Raw genomic sequence first — 23098 nt, forward strand, 5'->3', positions numbered from 1 at the left:
GTCCGAACTGCAAGATGGGCCGCAAAAGCGGCCCCCTGATCACGCCAACCGCAGCCACCGCCCCCGTGGTGAGCTCAGGGCATCAACTTTTCCAATCCCTCGAGCAAGCGCTGCAACGCCCCCTGATTGGCCCTCATCACCGCCCTGCCCGCCTCACCCATGCGCCGGGCATCTTGCGGTAATTCGACCAGCCGCTGCACGGCACCGGCCAGCCCCTGGGCGTCATCGACCTGCTGCAACCCGCCCGCCTCGCGCAACATGGCACTGATCTCGAGAAAATTGAACACGTGCGGCCCCATCAGCACCGGTAGTGCCAGGGCTGCCGGTTCCAACGGGTTGTGTCCGCCGGTCGGCACCAGGCTGCCGCCGACGAACGCCATGTCGGCCAGGGCATACAAGAACAGCAACTCACCCATGGTGTCGCCCAGCAGCACTTGGGTTTGTGCAAGCACCGGCAGCCCGGTGGAGCGACGCACCGTGGCAAACTGCTGGCTGCATAAGGCATGGACCGCCTCAAAGCGCTCCGGATGCCGGGGCACCAGGATCAACAGCGCATCCCCATGCACCTGCAGCAACTGCCGGTGCGCCTGCAGGACCAGGGCATCTTCGCCATCGTGGGTGCTGGCGGCGATCCACACCGGGCGCGAAGCGGCGGCCCATTGCTGGCGCAAGGCCTGGGCCCGCGGCACCAGGTGCTCATCGATCTTCAGGTCGAACTTGATCGAGCCGGTCACCTGCACGCAGCCAGTACGCGCTCCGAGTGCAAGAAAGCGCTGGGCCTCGACTTCGGTCTGCGCAGCAATCAGGCTCATTTCGGCCAGCATGGGCCGGGTCAGCCTGGCAAACCGCCCGTAGCCACGGGCCGAGCGTTCTGACAAGCGCGCGTTGGCCAGCGCCACGGGAATGCCGCGCCTGGCGCACTGATGGATGTGATTGGGCCAGAGTTCGGTTTCCATGATCACGCCCAGCCTTGGCTGCACATGGTCGAGAAAGCGCCCTGCCGCCCACGGCAGGTCATATGGCAAGTAGCAATGCTGGACCCGGGGTTCATCGCCGAACAGGGCGCGAATGCGCTCCGACCCGGTGGGCGTCATGCACGTCAGTGTAATCGGCAGCTCTGGGTAGGCCTTGAGCAGGGCGCGCACCATGGGCGCGGCTGCAATGCTTTCGCCCACCGAGACGGCATGCACCCAGATGCCACCTTTGCGCATGGCCGGTAGCCTGAAGGCAAACCGCTCACCGAGGCGGCGGCCGTAGGCAGGGGCCTTGCGCGCACGCAAGTACAGGCGCAGCGCCAGCAGTGGCAGGCCCAGGTGAAACAGCAAGGTGTAGAGGGTTCTGTTCATGGCGACGCAGTTTACCCGATCGCACGCAAATGCACCGCAAAGCGCTCGGCCAGCCACTGCGCAGCAGGCCCCAGCGGTTCGTCCCGACGCCAGGCAAGCTCCACCACCAGCGCCGGTGGCCGCCAGTCGCTGGCCAGCTCTACCATGTGCGCCTGGTAGGTGGGGTACTGCACCACATGGCGCGGCAGCCAGGCCCAGCCCAGCCCACGCATCAGCAGTTCGGCCATGGCATAGAAGCTGTCGGCCCGCCATACCTGCGGGCTGATCGCCTCACCCCCCGGGTAACCGCTCTGCTGGGGCGTAATCAGCAGCTGTCGATGGCGTGCCAGTTGCTGTCGGTCCACCCGGCCGGCCTGCGCCAAAGGGTGGCCGACGGCGCAGACCGTGACCATTTCCACGCTACCCAAGGCCCGCCGTTCAAGCGACGCCGGTATGCGCTCGTGGTGAAAGAACAACCCCAAGTCGGCGCGCCGCTCCACCAGTTTGCGCGCGACATCGCCCTGAGCGCCGCTGGCCAGTTGCACTTCCAGAAAGGGGTAACAGGTTGCCAGCTCATCCAGGCTGTCGATGACAGGCTGATACGGCATCGCCTCATCCTGCGCCACCCGCAGCAGTGCTTCCTGGCCACGCATCAGTGCCAGGGCCCGCCCGTCCAGGCGCTCGCATTGGCGCAGCAGCTCACGGGCATCGGCAAGCAGCGCTTCGCCGTTTGCGGTGAGCTTCGGTTGGCGCCCACTGCTGCGTTCGAACAAGGTGACCCCAAGGTCCGCTTCGAGCAGGGCGATGGCGCTGCTGATCGCTGACTGAGCCTTGTGCTGTTCGCGTGCAACCGCCGAAAACGAACGCAGCTCAGCCACTCGCAGGAACGTGCGCAGCTGATCCAGACTCCATCGCTCGGCCATCCACCTATCTCCTCATCAGATAGGTAATGACTTTACCGCATCCGAGTACGGCCTAGAATGCGCCCATCGAATGGAGAACCGTCATGAATGCCTACACCTACCTTGCGATTGCCATCTGCGCCGAAGTCGTCGCCACCGCTTCCATGAAGGCCGTCAAAGGCCTTAGCACGCCATTGCCTTTGCTGCTGATGGTGATGGGTTACGGTATCGCGTTCTGGATGCTGACGCTGGTGGTGCGCAGCATTCCGGTGGGCATCGCCTACGCGATCTGGTCTGGGCTCGGTATCGTCCTGATCAGCGTGGCAGCACTGGTGATCTATGGGCAGAAGCTGGACATCCCGGCGATACTCGGCATGGCGATGATCGTCGGCGGCGTGGTGGTGATCCAGCTGTTCTCCAAGACCACGGGGCACTGAGCCGGGCCTTGGCAGCAGCCTCTGGATGCGTGACGCACGCCACCCCGTGCATCCGATCCTGAGCCTGTATACTTGCCAGCTGTCCCAGTTTTCGAGGTATCGCCATGCCATCTGCCATTTCCACTGACGTGCTGATCGTCGGCGCCGGGGTCGCAGGCCTCTGGCTCAATGCCCGCTTGCGCCGCCTGGGTTATTCGACAGTGCTGGTGGAGCGCGCCACGGTAGGCGGCGCACAGACGCTCAAGTCCCAGGGCATCATCCATGGCGGGACCAAGTACGCGCTGCATGGGGCCTTGACCGGCGCCTCGGAAGCGATTGCCGATATGCCGCGCCGCTGGCGCGAAGCCTTGGCGGGCCACGGCGAACTGGACCTGCGTCATACGCGCTTGCTGTCCGATGCGCATTACCTGTGGTCTCCAGGCACCCTGGCCGGCAACCTCACCAGCTTCTTCGCCAGTAAGGCGGTGCGTGGCCGGGTGGATCAGGTCAAAGGCGACCAATTGCCTGCGGCGCTGCAAGACCGCGCCTTCAAGGGCAAGGTCTATCGCTTGGCCGAGCTGGTGATCGACGTGCCCAGCCTATTGGCCAACCTGGCCGAACTGGCCGGTGACAGCCTCTTGGCAGGCGAGCGCATCGAGCCGCTGCGCGACAATGGCGAGCTGGTGGGCCTGCAAGTGGATGGGCGTGACATCCGCGCCCAGCGCATCGTACTCAGCGCCGGCGCCGGTATCGCGGACCTGTTGCAGGCACTGGGGCTCGAGCAGCCCGCCATGCAAACCCGCCCCCTGCACATGGTGATGGTCAAGGGGGCCAACCTCAAGCCACTCTATGCCCATTGCCTGGGCGCAGGCCCCAAGCCGCGCATGACGGTGACCACCCATCCGGCCGCCGACGGACAGTGGGTATGGTACCTGGGCGGCGAGCTGGCCGAAGCCGATGGGGTGGCCCGTGAGCCGGCCGAGCAGATCGCCGCGGCACAGAAAGAAGTGGCCAGCCTGCTGCCCTGGGTGGATCAAAGCCAGCTGCACTGGGCCACCTTGCGGGTGGACCGTGCCGAGCCTGCCCAGTCCGGCCTGGTGCGCCCGGACAATGCGTTTCTTGCCGAACAGCAACGGCTGCTGGTGGGCTGGCCTACCAAGCTGGCACTGGCACCTGATTTCAGCGATCGGGTTATCCGCCAGTTGCAACGCGACGCCGTGCAGCCCCAGGCCCAGGCCGATCTGACCGACTTGCCGCGCCCGCCGCTGGGCCAGCCTGCGTGGGAGACCTTGCTGCCATGAGCCTGCCAACCCTCCACGGTCTGCATCGCCCCCTGGGCAGCACGGGCTTGCAGGTTTCGCCCCTGGGACTGGGCACGGTCAAGCTTGGCCGGGACCAGGGCGTCAAATACCCTTCAGGCTTCACCATCCCCGGCGACGATGAAGCCAGGCTGCTGCTTGGCCAGGCCCGCGACCTGGGCATCAACCTGCTCGACACCGCCCCGGCCTATGGCCGTAGTGAAGAGCGCCTTGGCCCGCTGCTGCGGGGTCAGCGCGATGCCTGGGTGCTGGTGAGCAAGGTGGGCGAGGAATACGACGGCGGTCAATCGCGCTTCGATTTCAGCGCAGCCCACACCCGCCGCTCGGTAGAACGCAGCCTGCGCCGGCTGGAAACCGACCGTATCGACCTGGTGCTGGTGCACTCCGACGGTAATGACCTGGCCATCCTCGAACAGCAGGAAGTGTATGAGACCTTGGCCGCGCTCAAGCGTGAAGGCAAGCTCCTGGGTTTCGGCTTTTCAGGCAAGACGGCGGCCGGAGGCTTGAAGGCATTGGAGCAAGGCGACTGCGCCATGGTCACCTTCAACCTGAACGAACAGGCAGAGCAACCGGTACTCGACTACGCTGCGCAGCACGGCAAGGCCATCCTGGTTAAAAAGGCCCTGGCCAGCGGCCATGCCTGCCTGGCACCCGGCGTCGACCCGGTCCGTGCCAGCTTCGAGCTGCTGTTCGCCCACCCAGGCGTCAGCAGTGCTATCGTGGGCACCATCAACCCGTTGCACCTGGCCCATAACGTGGCCACCGTCGCCCGAATCCTGGGCCAGCATTGAGTCTGCCTGGCCACGCGCCGGGTGAGCCGTCGCAAGGAGGAGCAACGTGGCGCGAACGCTGATACGCAAGAACCCGAGCAACTTCAAGACGCTGCCGCTGCATGTCGAGGCCACGGCCGAAAGCCTTCTCTACCAGGGCACCGGCATGCCCCTCAATTTCGCCCAGACCCAGCAACGTCGCAAACCGGTGGCGGTGGCAGATCCGCAGCGGTTCGCGGTCGAGCTGGCCAACCTGGGTGTGTCGGTGCGCCTGACGCTTAGCTGGCAGAACCGTGACTACTGGGTGCTGGTCCGTCAACGGCGGCAAGACCGTGGCGACGTGGTGCTGAAACTGATCTCAGGCTACGTGCCCGCCCAGGAACTGAACCTGCCATTGCACACCGCCGTGCAGGAAGTGGCCGAGGAATGCCTGCTGGAAACCACCGAGGGTTGGCTGGGCGGCCGTTTCAACGACACCTGGCTACCGGTGCCCTATGCAGCAGCCTTGCACTACCGTGAGACGCCGCATTTTCAACTGGCCCCGCAGTCCGGTGCCGCCCGCCCGGTTTACTGCGGTAACCTGGTCCTGCTGGAACGACCCCGGGCCTACGTGCACCTGCCGACCGCTTCGCTGCAACTGATCTACGACATGCGCCTGCAAGTGCCAAGGGAGATAAAGAAACTCAGCCTGTTTCATGTGGACGAACGCCTGGAGGGTGACCAGTTGGTGGCGCGGCTGAACCGCAAGCGCCCGGACCTGTACCTAATGCCGCTACAGGACGGCCAGCCCCTGGCCGAGTTGTATACCTTGAAGAAAGACGAACTGGTGCCAGCCAGCACAAGGGGGTTGTACCTGGCCGAAAGCTTCGCGCGGCAGGAGGGCTGGGTGGTCAACGAGGAACGCATACGCTGGAAGGACTGGGTGCGTCAGCAAGGCCTGGTGGAGCCCAAGCCAGCCCGCGCCTCCCACCTGCAACGGTTCGGTGCCAAGGCCCGAGCGCTGCTCAAGCGGGCGCGCACCTCGCTGCACAAGCCCTGACCTAAGCGTAACGCTGCTCATTTGAGATAGATGGGGCCGCTCTGCGGCCCTAAGTGAACAGCATTCCGGCCGAAGCGGGCATGTAACGCTTCTCTCGCAAGACCGGCTGAACAACGGCCGACGCGCAGCCCTGCCCTGTCAGTGCTTGCGGATCTTCTCGACGATGGCGGTGGTAGAGCTGTTTTCCACTAGCCCCAGCACTTTCACGGTGCCGCCATAAGCGTTGACGATGTCGGCGCCAACCACTTGGTCGATGCCGTAGTCGCCGCCTTTGACCAGCACATCCGGCTTGACCTGGCTCAGCAGGTTTTCCGGGGTGCCCTCGGAGAAACTGATCACCCAGTCCACCGCGCCCAGGCCTGCCAGCACGGCCATGCGGCGGTCGACGCTGTTGATCGGCCGGCCTGGGCCCTTCAGGCGGCTGACCGATGCATCGTCATTGACCGCGACGATCAGACGATCGCCTTGCGCGCGTGCCTGCTCAAGGTAGGTCACATGGCCCGCATGCAAGATGTCGAAGCAGCCGTTGGTGAACACGATGCGCTCGTTGTGCGCCCTGGCATCGTCGATTGCCACCAGCAATTGCTCAAGGCCCAGCACCCCGCGCTCGGAGCCCTCTTCGCGCTGGATGGCGCGGCGCAGCTCCGGCGCGCTGATCGCCGCAGTACCGAGCTTGCCGACGACAATGCCCGCTGCCAGGTTGGCCAGGGCCACTGCCTGGGGCAGTTCTTCACCGGCGGCAATGGCGGCGGCAAGGGTGGAGATCACGGTATCGCCTGCGCCGGTCACATCGAACACTTCACGCGCACGGGCTGGCAGGTGCAGGGGCGGATGGCCCTCGCGCAGCAAGGTCATGCCGTGCTCGCCACGGGTCACCAGCAAGGCGCCCATGTCCAGTTCCTGCAGCAGCTGCAAACCCTTGGCAACCAGCTCCGCCTCGTCGGCACAACGCCCGACGATGTTCTCGAACTCGCTGAGGTTGGGGGTGATCAGGCTGGCCCCGCGGTAGACGGAGAAATCCTTGCCCTTGGGGTCGGCCAGCACCGGGATGCCCTTGGCCAGTGCAGCCTGGATCAACGCCTGATGGTTTTTCAGCGCGCCTTTGCCGTAGTCCGACAGCACCAGAACCTTGACGCCTTCGAGCAAACCGTCGACTTCTGCGCTGAGCGACACCGGGTCGGTGGCGAAGGATTCTTCGAAATCGATGCGCAGCAGTTGCTGGTGCCGGCTCATGACCCGCAGCTTGACGATGGTCGGCTGATGCGCAATGCGCTGGAACACCGAACGCACGCCTGCCGCCTGCAGGCTGTTGGAAAGGCTGTCGGCAGCTTCGTCCTGCCCGGTGACGCCCACCAGGGAAGCCGGCGCGCCGAGTGCGGCGATGTTCAAGGCCACGTTGGCCGCACCGCCTGGGCGATCCTCGATCTGATCGACCTTGACCACCGGCACTGGCGCTTCCGGCGAAATACGCGACGTACCGCCATGCCAGTAGCGGTCGAGCATGACATCGCCGACCACCAGTACCGGGGCTTGATCGAAACGCGGCATGGACAACTTCATGGGCAACCCATATGACAATAGTGAACAGGGACGGGATATTAGCACAGCGTGGCTGGCGGCTTTAGGGCCAGTTCGCGCTGAGGAATACCCCGAAACAGAAGGGGCACTGGGCCCCCTTTGCGGGCAGGATCAGGTGATGTCGGCCTTGGCCGGCTCATCCAGGCCCATGGCGTGCAGGCGGGCATAGTAGCCGTTGGCAGCCAGCAGTTCGGCATGGGTGCCTCGCTCCACCAGGCGGCCCTGATCCATGACCAGGATCTGGTCGGCCTTCTCGATGGTCGACAGGCGATGCGCGATCACCAACGTGGTGCGCCCCTGCATCACGCGGTCCAGCGCGGCCTGGATGTGCCGCTCGGACTCGGTATCCAGGGCCGAGGTCGCTTCGTCCAGGATCAGCAATGGCGAGTTCTTCAACAGCGCACGGGCGATAGCCAGGCGTTGGCGCTGGCCACCGGAGAGCAACACGCCGTTTTCGCCGATCTGGGTATCGAAGCCCTTGGGCAACTGATCGACGAAATCCTTGGCAAACGCCGCCTCGGCCGCCGCTTCGATGTCGGCACGCGGCGCGCCGGCCAGGTCACCGTAGGCAATGTTGTTGGCGATGGTGTCGCTGAACAAGGTCACATGCTGGTTGACCTGGGCGATGTGTCGACGCAGGTTGAGCAACTTGAAGTCTTCGATTTCCACGCCGTCGAGCAGTATCTCGCCACTGCTGTGGTGGTAGAAGCGTGGAATCAGGCCGGCCAGGGTGGACTTGCCGCTCCCGGAACGGCCCACCAGCGCGACCATCTGCCCAGGCTCGACGGTGAAGTTGATGTCGCTCAGCACCTGGCGATCGGTACCGGGGTAGGTGAAGCTGAGGTTGCGAACTTCCAGGCGCCCGCTGACCGCATCGCGCTCGACGGTGCCCTTGTCCACTTCCCGCTGCTCGTCGAGCTGCTCGAAGATACTCTCGGCACCGGCCACACCCTTCTGGATGGTCGAACTGACTTCCGAAAGCTGGCGAATCGGCTTGGGCAGCAGGCCGGCCAGGGTGATATAGGCCACCATGTCACCTGCCGAGGCGTCGCCACGAAGGTAGAGCACCAGGAACATCAGAACGGCCATGGCAACATAGATCACCAGTTGCAGCAGGGGCGTATAGATGGCGCTGGTGCGGGTCATGCGCAGCTGCTTGTCGGTGTTGCTCTGGCTGGCCTTGAGGAAGCGCTGGCGCTCGTAGGCTTCACCGCCGAAGCTGCGCACCACGCGGTAGCCCTGAATGGTCTCGGACGCCACGTGGGTGACGTCGCCCATGGCAACCTGGATCTTCTTGCTCTGCTTGCGGAATTTCTTGCTGGCACGGCCCACCATGAAGGCGATCAGGGGCAGGATGGCCAGCATCACGAGCGTCAGGCGCCAGTTCATCAGCAGCAGCGAGCCGAACAGGAACACCACCGTCATGCCTTCGCGAATGACCACCTTGATGGCATCGGTAGCCGCCCCGGTGACCATGGTCACGTTGAAGGTGATGCGCGAGATCAGGTGCCCGGAGTTGTTCTGGTCGAAGTAGCGGTTGGGCAGGCTCAGCAGGTTATTGAACAGTTGCACCCGCAGGTCATGGACCAGGCCCAGCGAGACCTTGGCCAGGAAGTAGTTGCCCAGAAACGACCCCAGGCCCTGCCAGGCAGCGATGATGATGATCAGCGCCGGCACCGTGTGCAGCAGGTTCAGGTCGCGCAGGTGCGGGACGTTGGGAAACAGCGAGGCATCCGGGTTGGACAGGCCGTCGACGAAATACTTGAGGATGTAGCCCAGCATTGGCTGGGTCGATGCAAAGATCAGAAAGCCCAGGATACTCAGCAGGAACACGCCGATGTAGGGTCGGACATAGCCAAGTAGACGGAAATAGATCTTCATGCTCGATGGGCTCTGGGAGCCGTTGGCGTCTGTCATATCACGGAACATGCTGAAAATGGGGTGCTGACTTTACCACACGTTGGCAGCGGCGTCGGACCACTCGGCCCCGCCGCTTACCAGCAGCAATGCGCGCAAAGCTGGGTTAACATTGCCCGTTCTTTCGACCTGGGCCCTCTTTCTCCATGTTCCCAAGCAGCCTACACAACGCCGGCAACCGCTTTTTCGATTTCGTGTGCCTGTGGCTGCTGCCGGCCGGCATGCTGGCGCTGCTCGGTGCCCTGTTCTTCCTGCCCGAACGCAGCCTGCACCACAAGCTGTACTACGGTCTTTTCAGCATTCCGACCCTGCTGGCGCTGTGCGTCCGGCCTCGTGAACTGAAAACCCTGTTTCGTGAGCCGCTGCTGTGGCTATTCGTGGCCTTCGCCGGCTACGCCATCCTCAGCCTGAGCTGGTCACCCTCGCCGGCGCAGGCGGACAACCTGATCAAGCGGCCCCTGCACACCCTGATGCTGTTCCTGGGCACCGGGCTGATGCTGCGTTACCGACCCGAGGCGCTCAAGGGGCTGTTCCTGGGCGCTGCGCTGCTGGCGCTGCTGGCCACGCTGCGGGACCTGACCACGTTCATGCTCACCTACACCCCGGGCAGCCGGCTGATCGGTGCCGGCGCTCTGGACAACCCGCTGCTCAGCTCGCACCTGTACGGTTTCTTCGGGACCTACTGGCTGTGGATGGCGGTCAACGGCAAGCGGGCGCTGACCGTGTCGCTGTGCATGGCGGCCTTTGCGGTCATGTTCGCTGCGGTGGTGGCCACCGGTTCCCGCACGCCCCTGGTGGCCATGACCCTGGCGGTCAACTGGATCGCCCTGCTCTGCCTGGACCGTCGCTCGATCCCCCTGTTCCTGGCCGCCCCGCTGTTCATCGTCGCGGTGCTGGTGGTGGACCCGCAGTTGATCATGGCGCGCGGCGACTCGTACCGTTTCGATATCTGGCGCATTACCTGGGACCTGTTCCTCCAGCACCCGCTGATCGGCCATGGCTACGACGCGCCCCTGTCCATCGATGTCGGGGTGGGCTACCTGCTGAGCGAGCCCCACAGTTTCGTCATGGGCGTGCTGTATTACGTGGGCATCCTGGGCTTGCTGCCGTGGCTGGGCATGATCGTCTACGCGCTTTACAGCGGCTGGAAGTACCGCACCCACCCTGCCCTGCAGATGGCCTCGGCGCTGCTGGTGTTCGGCATCGGTGCGGGTCTGACCGAGGGCGGCGGTATCCTGTCGCGGCCCAAGGAGCATTGGTTCCTGCTGTGGATTCCGCTGGCGCTGGTCGCCGGGCTGAACATCGCCCGCCGGGGTGGCAGGCTGGTGGCGGCCAACCGCGCCCGCTTGAGCGAGGCGCAGGCCAGGCAACTGCATGAGGGTGCTCGCGTCATCGAAGAGGACGGGCTGGGCCCCAAGGTCCTGCTGCTGCAAGATGGCAGCTTCCTGAAGTTGTTCCGCCCGCGCGCCTGGTACACCGCCGGCGCCTTCTACCCCTACGCGCGCCGCTTTGCCAGGAACAGCCAGCAACTGGCACTCGAAGGCATTCCCACGCCCCCCGTGGTGGAGCTGCTGAACTACGCCGATGGCACCCAAGGCGTGCGCTACATCCCCCTGGCAGGCCAGACCGTGCGCCAGGCGCTGCAGGCCTGCCCATCGCTGGCAGAACGCCGGGCCCTGGTACAACGTATGGGGCGGTTCATGGGGCGTCTGCACCAGCAAGGCGTCTACTTCCGGTCCTTGCACCTGGGCAACGTACTGCTGATGGACAACGGCGAATTCGGCCTGATCGACCTTGCCGACATGCGCTTGCTGCCTTCGCCGCTGTCGGCGGAGCTGCGCCAGCGCAATTTGCGCCACATGCAGCGCTACACCGAAGACAAGCAGTGGCTGTTCGAGGAAAACGTCCAGGCCCTGCTGGAGGGCTATAGCGCAGCAGCCAGCCAGACCATGAGCCACGCCCTGCGCCAGAAGCTCGAACTGGCCCCTGGAGCGGAACGCTGACATGGGCTATCTGGCGCCGCTGCTCAGCTTCCTGGTGTTCGGCCTTGCCTTGTTGCTGGCAGGGCTGCTGCTGCGCAGCCCTTGGGTGGCGCGCCATCTGGAGCCAGTAGCGGGGCGCTGGGCCACTCTCGATGGCTTGAGGGGCTACCTGGCACTCGGGGTCTTCATCCACCATGCCGCCATTGCCTGGCATTACCAGCACAACGGCCAGATCAACATGCCCCCTGAGCGCTTCTTCGCCCAGATCGGGCAAGCGAGCGTCGCGCTGTTCTTCATGATCACCGGGTTTCTGTTCTGGAGCAGGCTGGTGCGCCAGGGCCGCGCCTTCGATTGGCGAGCCTTTGCCATTTCCCGGGTCATGCGCCTGTACCCGCTGTATTTCGGCCTGCTGGCTGCGGTGCTTGTGACGGTGTTCTACCTGCAAGGCTGGAAGCTGCTCGACACGCCAACCGCCCTGGCACAACAGCTTTCAGGCTGGCTGCTGTTCCACCGCCCCGACATCAACCAGTTGGCCGGCACCGGCAACCTGATCTCGAACGTGACCTGGACCCTTAACTACGAAATCTACTTCTACCTGGCCCTGCCGTTGCTGGGCCTGATGTTCGTCTACCGCGGTACGCTCTTGAGGGCCATTGCCTGCGTGGTCGCCCTGTACCTGCTGGCAAAGCTTGTGGGCTGGGAACATGCGCTGAAAAAGAAATACCTGATGAGCTTTGCAGGCGGCATTGCGGCGGTTTACTGGGTACGCAGCCCGGCACTGGTGCAATGGGCCAAGGGCAGGTACGGCACCTGGGTGGCCATCGGCTTGCTGGTGCTGGTAATGACGGTGCTGCACAAGACCTTCGCGGTGTTCCCGCTGCTGCTGCTGAGCCTCGTGTTCTGCATCATCGTCTCAGGCAACGACCTACTGGGCACCCTGGCCCTGCGCAGTGCCCGCTGGCTAGGCGAAATCAGCTATAGCCTGTACCTGCTCCATGGGCTGGTGCTGTGGTGGCTCGCCTATCGCCTCTACCCCTCTTACGGGTTCACCTACGATGACCGCGGGGCGTTCATGGCCGTGATCGCCATCGCCTGCACCGTGCTGGTGGTCGTGAGCAGCGCCACGTTCCTCTTACTGGAAAAGCCGGGGATCGCCCTGGGCAAGCGCCTGGCCCAGCGCCCGCAGGCCAAGCCTGGGAACCTGAAGTCAGGCTCGACCCACCAGGCCTGAGGCGCGCCGCTCGGCATAGGCGAGAAACGCCTGGATGTCATCGCTGCACAGCTTGCCCACCACATCGGCAATCTCAGCAGGTGGCCAGTCCCACCAGGCGCTGGCCAGCAGTTGCTCTCGCACCGCTTCCGGAAATCGCCAGCGCACGATGCTGGCCGGGTTGCCGCCGACCACCGCGTAAGCGGGCACATCCCGGGTCACCACGGCCCCAGCGGCCACGATGGCCCCGCTGCCAATGCTAACCCCCGACAGGATCGTGCAGTTGGAGCACAGCCATACGTCGTTGCCGATGGTCACGTCACCGCGGCTGAAGGCATAGCCCTCGATGGCCGATGCCTCGGGCAGCATGGCCGGGAATGGGTAAGTGGTTACCCAGTCGGCCCGATGATGCCCGCCCAGGAAAATCTGCACGCCTTCGGCAATCGAGCAATAGGCGCCGATGCGCAGCGTCGTCCCCTCCTGCCAGTCGTGCACCTCGGGCACGCCATAGCTGCCCACGCCGAAAGCGTACTGGGGGTAACGCGCGGCAAATCGCGCCTGCCCGCGCTCGATGGCCGGCAGCTTGCGAATCGCCCGCTTGGCCCGTTTTTCCCGGTAGCGCGAGAGCCAGCCCATGCCCTTCAGCCCTTTTCCAATGGCGAGAAGAACAATCGCCCCAGCCCGCGCCAGGTCTTGCGCGTATAGGCGCGCAGTGGAATCTGCGCCAGCAGTTCGCGGGCCAGCTTGCGATCACGGTTGGCCACCTTGAGGAACATCGAGTTCAGCGCCTTGAACTTGACCTGCTCATAGGCCGGATGATCCTTGAACTTGGCATAGGTGCGCAGGATATTGTCGATCATGAACCGGTGGTTCTTGTACGAGTTGCTGGCATGCTTGCGGTAGCGCGCCATGACCACGCTCAGGCCATCGATGAAGTACCCGGCATGGGTCACCTTCAGTTCGATCAGCAGGTCTTCCAAGCGGATATCCGGGTCGAAGCCGCCCACCTTCTCCAGTGCCTCGCGGCGGATCAGCAGCGTGGGCGCAGGTGGGTAGGGCTTGCGCTCCAGGAACATGTCCTCGAAGTCCAGGCGCCTGAACGGGACTTCACGGCGCTGCCGCGCTTCGGGGAACAGCTCACCCTGGGAATCGATGAGCTCGATGTTGCCAGCGCAGATACCCACTTCGGGCTTGTCGGCCATGTACTGGACCTGGATCGCGATGCGGTCCGGCATCATGATGTCGTCGGAACCAAACGGCGCAATCAGCGAGCCCTTGGCCCGCGCAATGGCCTCGTTGAGCGTGTGGGTCAGGCCTTTGTTGCGCTGCACGCGAAAATCGAAACCGTGCTGCGCCTGCAGGCGCTCGATACGCTCGACGCTGTCATCGGTAGAGCCGTCGTCCACCACCAGCAGCTCGATGTGCGGGTAGGTCTGGTTCAGCACGCTGAGAATGCTCTGCTCGATGTATGGGCCATGGTTGTACGATGCGATGATCACCGTGACCAGGGTTGGGTCCGCACTCATTTCGGCTCCTTCGCAGCCAAGCCCGACTCGATCAGCGCCAGGTATTGCTGACGGAACACGTCGATGTCGTGGTGTTGATTGAGGTAGTGATAGGCCTGCTCGCCCTTGGCGTGCAACGCCGCGTCATCCAGCGCCAGGTAGCGGTCCAGGGCTGTGGTCAGGCTGGCAACGTCCGCAGGCTTGACCACCTCGCCGCCCGCGCCGGTGATCAGCGGCAACATGGCCGGCACGTCGCTGGCGATGACCGGCAAACGCCCGCTCATACCTTCGAGCAGGGCAAGGCCCAGACCTTCGGCCAGCGATGGCATGGCCCAGATGTCGAACGCACGGACATAGCGCAGGGCGTTGTCACGAAAGCCCAGCAAGTGCGCCCTGCCCGTCAGCCCCAGGCGATCAATCTCGGCCTGCAGGCGCGCCTGCTCACGACCCGCCCCAATGATCGCCAGTTGCGCGGTGGGGTACTTGTCCTTCAGGGCGGCAAACGCCTGGATCAGGTAGGTATGGCCCTTGACCGGCACCAGGCGGCCCAGCGCCCCGACCATGCGAACGTTCTGGGCCAGGCCAAGTTGTGTGCGGGCCTCGGCCTTGTCCAGCTGCAATGCCTGGGCCTGATCCGTGTCGATGGCATTGGTGATGGCATGGGTGTTGGCATCGGTGAAACCGCACTTGCAGTCCAGCAGGTATTGCTTGACTGCCGGCGACACACCCACGAACTGCCAATGCCCGTCGATCAGGCGCTGGGTCTGACGACGGCGATAGGTGCGGTCGTACTCGCCAAAGCCATGGGAAATGCCGATGCACAACGGGATCTTCAACCAACGGTTGAGTTGCAACAGCATGTTCACAGGCTTGAAGCGGTTGCAGATCACCACGTCGAAGCGTTCGCGCCGGCAAAACCGGTAGAGCTGCCACAGTGCCTTGAGGCGCATGCCTTTGAGCGCACCGTCGCTGAAGTCGAAGTACACCGAATGGTCGGCGCGACTGACCGGTTGGCCAGGCGCAGGCCGGCCCTTGAGAAAGGCCATGGTCGTTTCGAACCGATCCGCTGGCAGCCCCTTGAAGATCTGTTCGGCCAGGTCGGCAAAATCGTGCTGCTTGATGTTGTAGTCCGGTTGCAGTTGCAGGACTTTGAAACGCTTCATACGTTTTCCCGATGTACACCCTGGTGGCGGTCCGTCAGAACCCAGAACAGCTCGTGGCGACGCACGGCCTTGCGGAAAAATTCGTTCTCGCCGTAAGGCGAACTGCGCCGGCCTGCCAACCAGCGCTGGATCACCCGTCGTACTCGGCGCTTGAAGGGTGGGCGGGGCTGCAGGTCGTGCATCATGCCCAGTGCCATGGCCTTGTCATGTTGCAGTGAGCGGTCCAGCACCAGGGTGCAAGGGTGCCCGACCGACAACTCACTGGTGACCGGCGGCAAGGCCACGCCTGCACCGCTGTCGCCCATGGGCCAGCGGTCGTTGTCGTGCAGGTGATTGGCATAGCCCAGCAGGATCTCGGGTTGCCACTGCAGGCCCTGCAATGCTTCGTGCAGCGCTTGCTGGGCAGCCACGTGGTCAGGATGCGGATCGAGCACCGGGTGCGGCATTACGATCACTTCCGGGCGCGCCTGCAGTACCAACGCGCGCACGTCGGCCAGCAGGTTCTGCCAGGTCGGAACGCCGTCGTCGCCCGGCAAAGGCAGCGCGTTGAGGGTACGGAAGGGGCGCGTGTCGGTCATGTCCGCCTCGCGCGAGCCGAAGGGGGTGGTCGGTGCCTGCCGCATGGCGGGCAATTGCAAGCAGAAGTAGCCCAATTGAACGCAGCGCTCTTGCGCAACGCCCGCCCAACGAGGCACCGCGATACTGTCCCAGGCCCGCAAGCGCCCTTTGAGGCGCGCAGCCTCGGCAGATGACAGGCCCATGGCCTGGTAGTGCTCGGCCTCGATTTCGCCAGCGGTCAGGGTCACGATCCAGGCTTCGTCTGCCTGGCTGTACAGGCCGTAGGCGGCGAGTTCGGCATCATCGGCATGGGGCGCGATGACCATCACCCGCTTGCGACGCAGGTCTGGCTGCTGGAACATCCACAGGCGCGGCTGGCCTACCAGCCGGCAGAAGCGCCCGCGCAAGGTGATCTGGCCTTGACGCAGCGCCGTGTCGAGCCCAGTCAGGTTGAGGTAGCGCTTGCCGCGAACACCGCGCTCGAACACCTGCAGGTCTTTGCCGCCTGCGCCTTCGATGTACACCCCGGCGTCGAAAAACCTGCCCAGCAGGGCGCAACGCAGTTCAACCTGCAGCACCCATGTTGCACCTTCAGCGACGGGCGCTGCGGGTAATTGCAAACGGCCGCCCTGCAGGCTTACGCCCATCACTTCATCGGCCCCATCGAAGGCATAGGTGTAGTCGTCGGCCGGGGTGTAGAACAGGTGGTCGGCCAGCCACGCCTCGTGGGCTACCCACAGCAGCGGCAGGAGCAACAACGGCAGCCACCAGATGAACGCACCCAGCGCAATCAACGCCACCAGGGCCACCAGCAGCCCGAGGCGCTTGTTGCGCCGATGCCGCTTTAGCAACTGCTGCTTGCGGCTCACGCCTGGTACACCGGCACGGGGTGGCACCAGCGGTCCTTGTACTCGCGATCGGCCCGGCCGAACGAGAACCGCAATGGCTTGTTGCGCGCGCGGGCGTCCTCCCAGGCGGCCTGGGTATTGAGGAAGCTCAGCACGCTGCCGGGGCTGAACGCCTTGGTCTCAGGGTCGACGCCGCCATTGACGTATTCGACGCTGATCCACTCAGGCGCCTCGACGCGGTACACCAGCTGGATGGCGATAGGCTTGTCATCGAGCAGCAAGACTGAGCCGATCAGCAGGTCCCGCAGGCGCTCGATCACGTCGCCCATGCGCTCGGCGCCAGTGGCGGCGAACCCCCAGCGACGCTGGAAAAGGTCGCAATACATGGCGGCGACAGTCGTGGCATCGAAGTCGCTGATCGGCCGCACCACGCCACCGGCTTCTTCCAGCAACCGCAGTTCACGGCGCTGGTTGTAACGGAATTTCTTCGACAGGTCTTCTGGCGCACGGGCCATCGCCAGCTGTTCTTTCTGCGCCTTGAGGCCGACAAAGCGGCCCTGGTTCAGTTCGGACAGGTAGCGTGCGCCATGGCGCAGCGGCGCGGCGGCGTTGGCTGCCGCAGGCAGGATGATTTCGGCATTGCCCAGGTCGAACAATGCCTTCTTGCCGCTGCGCTTGAGCACGTCCTTGGACAGCGCCAGGTGACGCCCCCAGGTGGGGATGGCCGCCTTGAGCTCGCCGGCCTGGTGCCAGGCCAGGTAACGCACGGGGATCTGCGCCAGGTCCGCCAACTGCGAGACCACCAGGGGATGGGTGGCGACACTACCGCCGAAACGCGCCCAGGCCTGGGCATAAGTCTGCGCATCGATGACTTGCCAGCCACGCTCGCGCAGGGCTTTTACATGATTGAACATCAGGCCCCCACCAACGCGCGAACCTGGGGCAGTTGCCAGAAGGTGTCGCGCACCGCCTGGTCCGAGAAACGCTCGCGCAGGCGTTCGAGCATATGCTCGGCGCACGCCTGGCGTTGCGAGTCGTCCAGCGCGGCCATGCGTTCGAGGCCTTGCGCCAGTTGGCTGGCATCGCCCAGGGGGAACAGCATGCCGACACCTTCGACCACTTCCCGCGCACCGCCACAGGCCGTGGCCAACACCGGGACGCCAGCGACCATAGCTTCGAGCAGGACCATGCCGAAGGGCTCATGATCGGAACTCAAGGCGAACACGTCGAAGGCCTGGAAACAGCGACGCGCATCGGGCACCTGCCCCAGGAAGTCGACCTGATCGGCAATGCCCAGCTCGCGGGCCAGGGCCTTTAGCTTGGACTCCAGGCGGCCCTTGCCCAGGATGGCCAGGCGCGCACCGACCGGCAATGCCGGCAACGCCTGGGCAAAGCCGCGCAGCAAGGTGGCCTGGTCCTTGTCCGGGTGCAACCGACCGACATTGCCCACCACCCAGGCCTGCGCATCCAGCCCCAAGGCTTCGCGTGCCTCGGCACGCGGCACCAGGGCGGCCTGAAGGGCGGCGATGTCGATGCGGTTGTACAGCGTCTGGATGCGGTCGGCGGGCCACTGCGCCAGGCAGCGGCGCATGTCGTCGCGCACCGCGTCGGATACACCCAACAGGCTCAAGCGCTTGCTGAACAGGTTGGCGAACAGGCGCCGGCCTTTGCGCTCATAGTCGCCAAAGGCGTGGTGCACGCCTATCACCGGTAACCGGGTCCCGAGCAAGGCGACGTAGATCGGCTTGAAACGGTGAGCGATGCAGAACGCGAAGTCGCGCTGGGCCGCGATCTTGCGCAACGCCCGAATCGCGCCGAGCTTCAGGCCACGGACCGCCTTGGAACTGAACTCCAGAAACAGCACTTCATCCGACCCGCAGCCGGCCGCCACCTGCGGGTCGGCTGCACCGGTCAGGAACACGGTCGTGACCTTGTAGCCGCTGCCCTCGAACAGGCTGGCGTATTGACGGGCACAATCGAGGAAAGGCCCGTCATAGCCATGGCAGAACTGCAGGATGCGCGGTTCAGAGCGGCTGTTCATAGGCGGCAGCGCCGTCCTTGACGACAAGGATATCTTCCATGATCAGGTACTGCAGATCGGAGCCGAAGAACATGTTCAGGGCATCGGTCGGCGAGCAGATCATCGGCTCACCCCGGCGGTTGAGCGAGGTGTTCAGCGAGACGCCGTTGCCGGTCAACGTCTCCAGCGCCTTCATCATGTCGTAGTAGCGCGGGTTGTACTCGCGCTTGAGCACCTGGGCACGGGAAGTGCCGTCTTCATGGACCACCTCCGGCACGCGGCTTTTCCACTCCTCGGCCACTTCGAAGGTGAAGGTCATAAAGGGCGCCGGGTGGTCGACCTTGATCATCTGCGGGGCGACCGTATCGAGCATCGACGGGCAGAAGGGTCTCCAGCGTTCGCGGAACTTGATCTGCTCGTTGATGCGGTTGGCCACGCCCGGCACGCTCGGGCAACCGATGATCGAGCGGCCACCCAGGGCACGCGGGCCGAACTCCATGCGGCCCTGGAACCAGGCCACCGGGTTGCCATCGACCATGATCTTGGCAATGCGCTGCGGCATGTCATCGAGCTTGCGCCATTTCGGCGCGTTGGGGTGACGGGCGCAGGCTGCGATCACATCTTCGTTGGAGTAGGACGGGCCGAGGTAGACGTGCTCCATCTTCTCGACCGGCACGCCGCGGGCGTGGGACACGTAGGCGGCCGCCCCCACTGCCGTACCGGCATCGCCGGAGGCTGGCTGCACGAACAGTTCCTTCACGTCGGGACGGGCGATGATCTTCTGGTTGAGCTTCACGTTCAGCGCACAACCGCCGGCGAAGGCCAGCTTGCCGGTTTCGCGCAGGGTGTCGCCCAGGTAGTGGTCGATCATCTGCAGGGCGATCTTCTCGAACAGCGCCTGCATGCTGGCTGCGTAATGGATGTACGGCTCGTCAGCGATGTCGCCTTCGCGCTTGGGTCCCAGCCATTCGATCAACTTGGGCGAGAAGTAGAAGCCCTTGCCTTTCTCTTTGTAGCGGCGCAAGCCAATGACGTTGGCGTAGTCGGTGTTGATCACCAACTCACCGTTTTCGAAACTGGCCAGGCGCGAGAAGTCATATTTGCTGGCATCGCCATAGGGCGCCATGCCCATGACCTTGAATTCGCCGTCGAGCATTTCGAACCCGAGGAATTCGGTGATGGCACCGTACAGGCCACCCAGCGAATCCGGGTCGAAGAACTCCTTGATCTTGTGGATCTTGCCGTTCTCGCCGTAGCCGAAGAAAGTGGTGGCGTACTCGCCTTTGCCGTCGATGCCCAGGATCGCGGTCTTTTCCTTGAAGCCCGAGCAGTGGTAGGCGCTGGAGGCATGAGCCAGGTGATGTTCCACGGGCTCGATCTTGACCTTTTTCGGGTCGAAGCCCAGCTGTTCCAGGCACCAGACGATCTTCTTGCGGTAGCGCTTGTAGCGGCGGTTGCCCATCAGAATCGCGTCGAGGGCGCGGTCCGGTGCGTACCAGTAGCGTTTGGCGTAGTGCCAGCGCGCCTTGCCGAACAGGCTGATGGGCGCGAACGGGATGGCAATGACATCGACGTCGGAGGGCTTGATACCGGCTTGTTCCAGGCAGAACTTCGCCGATTCGTAGGGCATGCGGTTTTTCGCATGCTTGTCGCGCACGAAACGCTCTTCTTCGGCGGCGGCAATCAGCTTGCCGTCGATGTACAGGGCCGCGGAAGGGTCATGGCTGAGGGCGCCGGACAGGCCAAGAATCGTCAATGCCAAGGGATAGGCCTCTTCATTCGATAAAGATGCGCCAGCGGCCTGGTGGGCGGGTGGCGGCTAAAAGGCGGGATTATAACGCAAAGCGCAGCGTGCGCATGCCTCTGCAAAGGCTACGCCTTTGGCCAGGGCACAAACTCCACAAACACGGCAATCCCGCAGCTCACCCATCACGCGGTCACTGGCGCGGCCTAGCCGGGGCGACCGCAATGGGCCCGTCAGCGACCGCCAGGCCTCATTCGGCGATCAGCCAATCCATGCGGTAGCTGCCCTCGGTCTGCGCCAATTCCCGGGCGAGCCAAGGCAGCAGTTCCTTGAGCTCATCTTCTAGCCCCCAAGGCGGGTTAGCGATGGCCAGCCCGGATCCATTGAGGCCCTGCGGGCTGTCCTGGTGGTGCACATACAGTTCGACACGCAACAGCTTGGGCGCGCCAGTGCTGGTGAGGTCCTGGTAGAAACGGGTCAGCGAGCGCTGGTCTTTGATGGGGTACCAGATGGCCACCACCGTCTGGCGCATCCGACCAATGGCTTCCTTCATCGCAGCCGTGCAACGCTTCAGCTCATCGGCCTGCTCGAACGGCGGGTCGATGAGCATGACCGCGCGTTTTTCCTGCACGGGCAACAAGGCGCGCGGCACGTGCCAACCCTCGCCCAGGTGCACGACCACGCGCGGATCCTTCTTCATGTTTTCCTTAAGCAGCGGCCCGTCCTCGGGGTGCTTCTCGTTGAGCAAGGCGCGGTCCTGCTGGCGCATCAGGCGACGCGCCAATTCAGGGGAGCCTGGGTAGTAGCGCAGCTCGCCATCGGCATTCAGGCGCTTGATGACGCGCAGGTAATCGGCGGTCATGGCCGGCAGGTCATCACGGTTCCACAGCCGCGCGACCCCCTCGAGGTACTCACCGGTTCGGCTCGCCTGATCACCCTTGAGGTCGTACAACCCCAGCCCGGCATGGGTGTCGAGGTAGGCGAACGGTTGCTCCTTGCGCGACATCAGGGCGATGAGGCGGGTCAGCACAATATGTTTGAGAACGTCGGCATGGTTGCCGGCGTGGAAGGCGTGACGATAATTCATGGCAACTCCTGCGCAGGACGCAAGTTTACCCTGCCTGGCAAACGACGTCAGGCCTGACGGTCCCCAGAAAACAACGAACCCGCCACCGCAGTGCTGCACGAACCCTCAAAGGCCGTGCGGACACTGCTGGAGCGGGTCCGGCTTTCAGCTAGCAGCGAGCCTTGGTGGCTGTCACTTGTCAGCGCGATAAGCCGCATCTGCCGTTTCAAAGCGGCTGACCATCGCCTGCGATGGGCGGCCCAGCTTGCTCACCAGGACGATGGCGATGCTGGCGAACAGGAAGCCAGGGATGATTTCGTACAGGCCCATGGTGTCGAAGCTTTTCCACAGGATCACGGTCAGCGCACCCACCACGATACCGGCCAGCGCGCCGTTGCGCGTCATGCCCTTCCACAGCACCGAGATCAGCACGACAGGGCCGAATGCAGCGCCGAAGCCGGCCCAGGCGTAGGCCACCAGGCCCAGCACGCGGTTTTCAGGATTGGCAGCCATGGCGATGGCGATCAAGGCCACGGCCAGTACCATCAGACGACCGACCCACACCAGTTCTCGCTGGGAGGCGTTCTTGCGCAGGAAGGCTTTGTAAAAGTCTTCGGTCAGCGCACTCGAGCACACCAGCAGCTGGCAACTCAGGGTACTCATCACCGCCGCCAGGATGGCCGACAGCAGGACGCCGGCGACCCACGGGTTGAACAGGATCTTCGCCAGTTCGATGAACACGCGCTCGTGGTTTTCATTCACTGGCCCGGCCACCTCAGGGTGGGCCGAGAAATAGGCGATGCCGAAGAAACCGACGGCGCAGGTACCGGCCAGGCACAGGATCATCCAGGTCATGGAGATGCGGCGTGCGTTGGCGATGGACTTCACCGAGTCGGCGGCCATGAAGCGCGCCAGAATATGGGGCTGACCGAAGTAGCCCAGGCCCCAGCCCATCAGCGAGATGATCCCGATGAAGCTGGCACCCTTGAGCATGTCGAAGTGCGCCGGGTTGACGGCTTCGATGGCGGCGAAGGTCTGGTCGAAGCCACCGGTGGAGATCAGCACGATCACCGGCGTCAGGATCAGCGCGAAGATCATCAGCGACGCTTGGACCGTGTCGGTCCAGCTCACGGCCAGGAAGCCTCCGACGAAGGTGTAGATGATGGTGGCCGCAGCCCCTGCCCATAGCGCTGTCTCGTAAGACATGCCGAAGGTGCTTTCGAACAGGCGGGCACCGGCCACGATGCCGGAGGCGCAATAGATGGTGAAGAACACCAGGATGACGATGGCCGAGATGATCCGCAGCAGGCCGCTCTTGTCTTCGAAACGGCTGGAGAAATAGTCCGGCAGGGTGAGCGCATCGCCGTTGTGCTCGGTCTGCACGCGCAGACGGCCGGCGACGAACAGCCAGTTCAGGTAGGCGCCGACGGTAAGGCCGATGGCGATCCAGACTTCCGACAGCCCCGCGAAATAGATGGCGCCGGGCAGGCCCATCAGCAGCCAACCGCTCATGTCGGAAGCACCGGCCGACAATGCGGTCACCACGCTGCCGAGGCTGCGACCGCCCAGGATGTAGTCGGAAAGGTTCTTGGTGGCGCGGTAGGCAGCGAAGCCGATCAGCACCATTGCTGCGATGTAGACCACGAATGTGATCGTTAACGGATTACCCATGTGTTGGCCCTGGCGTTTGTTGTTATCTCATGCGCACCCACATCGTTGGTGGTTGCACCCAGGCG

Annotated in this window: 19 protein-coding genes; 6 read left to right on the forward strand and 13 right to left on the reverse strand. The window is 64.1% G+C overall.

Annotated elements, in window-relative coordinates; all coding sequences use genetic code 11:
• Window positions 1-74: 74 nt before the first annotated feature.
• Both waaA and ACK59L_RS13920 read right to left on the reverse strand, forming a co-directional pair.
• Window positions 75-1346, reverse strand: a complete 1272-nt coding sequence (gene waaA, locus ACK59L_RS13915) for a lipid IV(A) 3-deoxy-D-manno-octulosonic acid transferase (RefSeq protein ID WP_196124466.1) — start codon at window positions 1344-1346, stop codon at window positions 75-77.
• 11 nt (window positions 1347-1357) lie between these two features.
• Window positions 1358-2248 (reverse strand): LysR family transcriptional regulator, encoded by an 891-nt coding sequence (locus tag ACK59L_RS13920; RefSeq protein WP_409274228.1) that lies wholly within the window; start codon window positions 2246-2248, stop codon window positions 1358-1360.
• Window positions 2249-2331: 83 nt separating this feature from the next.
• On the opposite strand from ACK59L_RS13920, the gene ACK59L_RS13925 reads away from it, so the two are divergent.
• The 4 genes from ACK59L_RS13925 to ACK59L_RS13940 all read left to right on the forward strand — a co-directional run bounded on the left by ACK59L_RS13925 (window position 2332) and on the right by ACK59L_RS13940 (window position 5771).
• The gene (locus ACK59L_RS13925; RefSeq protein WP_196136608.1) at window positions 2332-2664 is read left to right on the forward strand and encodes a multidrug efflux SMR transporter; all 333 of its coding nucleotides are present in this window, start codon (window positions 2332-2334) and stop codon (window positions 2662-2664) included.
• A 104-nt stretch (window positions 2665-2768) separates the two neighbouring features.
• The gene (locus ACK59L_RS13930) at window positions 2769-3944 is read left to right on the forward strand and encodes an NAD(P)/FAD-dependent oxidoreductase (protein ID WP_409274231.1); all 1176 of its coding nucleotides are present in this window, start codon (window positions 2769-2771) and stop codon (window positions 3942-3944) included.
• Window positions 3941-4753 (forward strand): aldo/keto reductase, encoded by an 813-nt coding sequence (locus ACK59L_RS13935; RefSeq protein ID WP_409274233.1) that lies wholly within the window; start codon window positions 3941-3943, stop codon window positions 4751-4753. Before ACK59L_RS13930 ends, ACK59L_RS13935 begins: the two co-directional genes overlap by 4 nt.
• A gap of 46 nt (window positions 4754-4799) precedes the next feature.
• Window positions 4800-5771 (forward strand): hypothetical protein, encoded by a 972-nt coding sequence (locus ACK59L_RS13940; protein ID WP_058604008.1) that lies wholly within the window; start codon window positions 4800-4802, stop codon window positions 5769-5771.
• Window positions 5772-5909: 138 nt separating this feature from the next.
• Here the strand turns inward: ACK59L_RS13940 and hldE are convergent, their stop codons facing one another.
• Entirely contained in the window at window positions 5910-7331 is a 1422-nt protein-coding gene (gene hldE / locus ACK59L_RS13945; RefSeq protein ID WP_409274235.1) for a bifunctional D-glycero-beta-D-manno-heptose-7-phosphate kinase/D-glycero-beta-D-manno-heptose 1-phosphate adenylyltransferase HldE, read from the reverse strand.
• Between the two features lie 129 nt (window positions 7332-7460).
• Window positions 7461-9266: a lipid A export permease/ATP-binding protein MsbA gene (msbA, locus tag ACK59L_RS13950; RefSeq protein ID WP_058604009.1), complete on the reverse strand. Its 1806-nt coding sequence runs from the start codon at window positions 9264-9266 to the stop codon at window positions 7461-7463.
• A gap of 146 nt (window positions 9267-9412) precedes the next feature.
• Here msbA and ACK59L_RS13955 point away from each other — a divergent pair, with 146 nt between their 5' ends.
• Window positions 9413-11269 carry a bifunctional O-antigen ligase/aminoglycoside phosphotransferase family protein gene (locus ACK59L_RS13955; RefSeq protein WP_058604010.1) on the forward strand — a complete coding sequence of 619 codons (1857 nt, stop codon included), beginning with the start codon at window positions 9413-9415 and terminating at the stop codon, window positions 11267-11269.
• Between the two features lies 1 nt (window position 11270).
• Window positions 11271-12479, forward strand: a complete 1209-nt coding sequence (locus ACK59L_RS13960; RefSeq protein WP_409274237.1) for an acyltransferase family protein — start codon at window positions 11271-11273, stop codon at window positions 12477-12479.
• Here ACK59L_RS13960 and ACK59L_RS13965 read toward each other — a convergent pair.
• From ACK59L_RS13965 to putP, 9 genes are all read right to left on the reverse strand, one after another.
• Window positions 12456-13094, reverse strand: coding sequence for a CatB-related O-acetyltransferase (locus ACK59L_RS13965; RefSeq protein ID WP_409274239.1), 639 nt, complete (start codon window positions 13092-13094; stop codon window positions 12456-12458). The genes ACK59L_RS13960 and ACK59L_RS13965 overlap by 24 nt on opposite strands.
• Before the next feature lie 5 nt (window positions 13095-13099).
• Complete coding sequence (locus ACK59L_RS13970) at window positions 13100-13984, reverse strand: glycosyltransferase (RefSeq protein WP_058604013.1); 885 nt, start codon at window positions 13982-13984, stop codon at window positions 13100-13102.
• The gene (locus ACK59L_RS13975; RefSeq protein WP_409274241.1) at window positions 13981-15126 is read right to left on the reverse strand and encodes a glycosyltransferase; all 1146 of its coding nucleotides are present in this window, start codon (window positions 15124-15126) and stop codon (window positions 13981-13983) included. The genes ACK59L_RS13970 and ACK59L_RS13975 overlap by 4 nt, the downstream gene beginning before the upstream one ends.
• A complete protein-coding gene (locus tag ACK59L_RS13980) occupies window positions 15123-16553 on the reverse strand; it encodes a PIG-L deacetylase family protein (RefSeq protein WP_409274250.1) in 1431 nt (476 codons plus the stop codon). Before ACK59L_RS13980 ends, ACK59L_RS13975 begins: the two co-directional genes overlap by 4 nt.
• Complete coding sequence (locus tag ACK59L_RS13985; RefSeq protein ID WP_409274243.1) at window positions 16550-17446, reverse strand: antimicrobial resistance protein Mig-14; 897 nt, start codon at window positions 17444-17446, stop codon at window positions 16550-16552. The genes ACK59L_RS13980 and ACK59L_RS13985 overlap by 4 nt, the downstream gene beginning before the upstream one ends.
• The gene (locus ACK59L_RS13990; RefSeq protein WP_409274245.1) at window positions 17446-18573 is read right to left on the reverse strand and encodes a glycosyltransferase; all 1128 of its coding nucleotides are present in this window, start codon (window positions 18571-18573) and stop codon (window positions 17446-17448) included. The genes ACK59L_RS13985 and ACK59L_RS13990 overlap by 1 nt, the downstream gene beginning before the upstream one ends.
• A complete protein-coding gene (locus tag ACK59L_RS13995) occupies window positions 18557-20314 on the reverse strand; it encodes a carbamoyltransferase (protein WP_058604017.1) in 1758 nt (585 codons plus the stop codon). The genes ACK59L_RS13990 and ACK59L_RS13995 overlap by 17 nt, the downstream gene beginning before the upstream one ends.
• A 232-nt stretch (window positions 20315-20546) precedes the next feature.
• Complete coding sequence (locus ACK59L_RS14000) at window positions 20547-21383, reverse strand: 23S rRNA (adenine(2030)-N(6))-methyltransferase RlmJ (protein ID WP_078477889.1); 837 nt, start codon at window positions 21381-21383, stop codon at window positions 20547-20549.
• Between the two features lie 171 nt (window positions 21384-21554).
• The gene (gene putP / locus ACK59L_RS14005) at window positions 21555-23033 is read right to left on the reverse strand and encodes a sodium/proline symporter PutP (RefSeq protein ID WP_409274248.1); all 1479 of its coding nucleotides are present in this window, start codon (window positions 23031-23033) and stop codon (window positions 21555-21557) included.
• Window positions 23034-23098: the final 65 nt, after the last annotated feature.

This window comes from Pseudomonas sp. KCJK9111 (assembly GCF_046231935.1).
In the GTDB taxonomy this organism is placed as follows: Bacteria; Pseudomonadota; Gammaproteobacteria; order Pseudomonadales; family Pseudomonadaceae; genus Aquipseudomonas; species Aquipseudomonas parafulva_B.

Coding starts and splice junctions, on each gene's coding strand:
- ACK59L_RS13930 (WP_409274231.1), top strand. CDS start 2,769: ATGCCATCTGCCATTTCCACTGACGTGCTGATCGTCGGCGCCGGGGTC.
- ACK59L_RS13970 (WP_058604013.1), bottom strand. CDS start 13,984: ATGAGTGCGGACCCAACCCTGGTCACGGTGATCATCGCATCGTACAAC.
- ACK59L_RS13990 (WP_409274245.1), bottom strand. CDS start 18,573: ATGAACAGCCGCTCTGAACCGCGCATCCTGCAGTTCTGCCATGGCTAT.
- ACK59L_RS13920 (WP_409274228.1), bottom strand. CDS start 2,248: ATGGCCGAGCGATGGAGTCTGGATCAGCTGCGCACGTTCCTGCGAGTG.
- ACK59L_RS13975 (WP_409274241.1), bottom strand. CDS start 15,126: ATGAAGCGTTTCAAAGTCCTGCAACTGCAACCGGACTACAACATCAAG.
- waaA (WP_196124466.1), bottom strand. CDS start 1,346: ATGAACAGAACCCTCTACACCTTGCTGTTTCACCTGGGCCTGCCACTG.
- ACK59L_RS13960 (WP_409274237.1), top strand. CDS start 11,271: ATGGGCTATCTGGCGCCGCTGCTCAGCTTCCTGGTGTTCGGCCTTGCC.
- ACK59L_RS13955 (WP_058604010.1), top strand. CDS start 9,413: ATGTTCCCAAGCAGCCTACACAACGCCGGCAACCGCTTTTTCGATTTC.
- msbA (WP_058604009.1), bottom strand. CDS start 9,266: ATGACAGACGCCAACGGCTCCCAGAGCCCATCGAGCATGAAGATCTAT.
- ACK59L_RS13985 (WP_409274243.1), bottom strand. CDS start 17,446: ATGTTCAATCATGTAAAAGCCCTGCGCGAGCGTGGCTGGCAAGTCATC.
- ACK59L_RS14000 (WP_078477889.1), bottom strand. CDS start 21,383: ATGAATTATCGTCACGCCTTCCACGCCGGCAACCATGCCGACGTTCTC.
- hldE (WP_409274235.1), bottom strand. CDS start 7,331: ATGAAGTTGTCCATGCCGCGTTTCGATCAAGCCCCGGTACTGGTGGTC.
- ACK59L_RS13965 (WP_409274239.1), bottom strand. CDS start 13,094: ATGGGCTGGCTCTCGCGCTACCGGGAAAAACGGGCCAAGCGGGCGATT.
- ACK59L_RS13935 (WP_409274233.1), top strand. CDS start 3,941: ATGAGCCTGCCAACCCTCCACGGTCTGCATCGCCCCCTGGGCAGCACG.
- ACK59L_RS13925 (WP_196136608.1), top strand. CDS start 2,332: ATGAATGCCTACACCTACCTTGCGATTGCCATCTGCGCCGAAGTCGTC.
- putP (WP_409274248.1), bottom strand. CDS start 23,033: ATGGGTAATCCGTTAACGATCACATTCGTGGTCTACATCGCAGCAATG.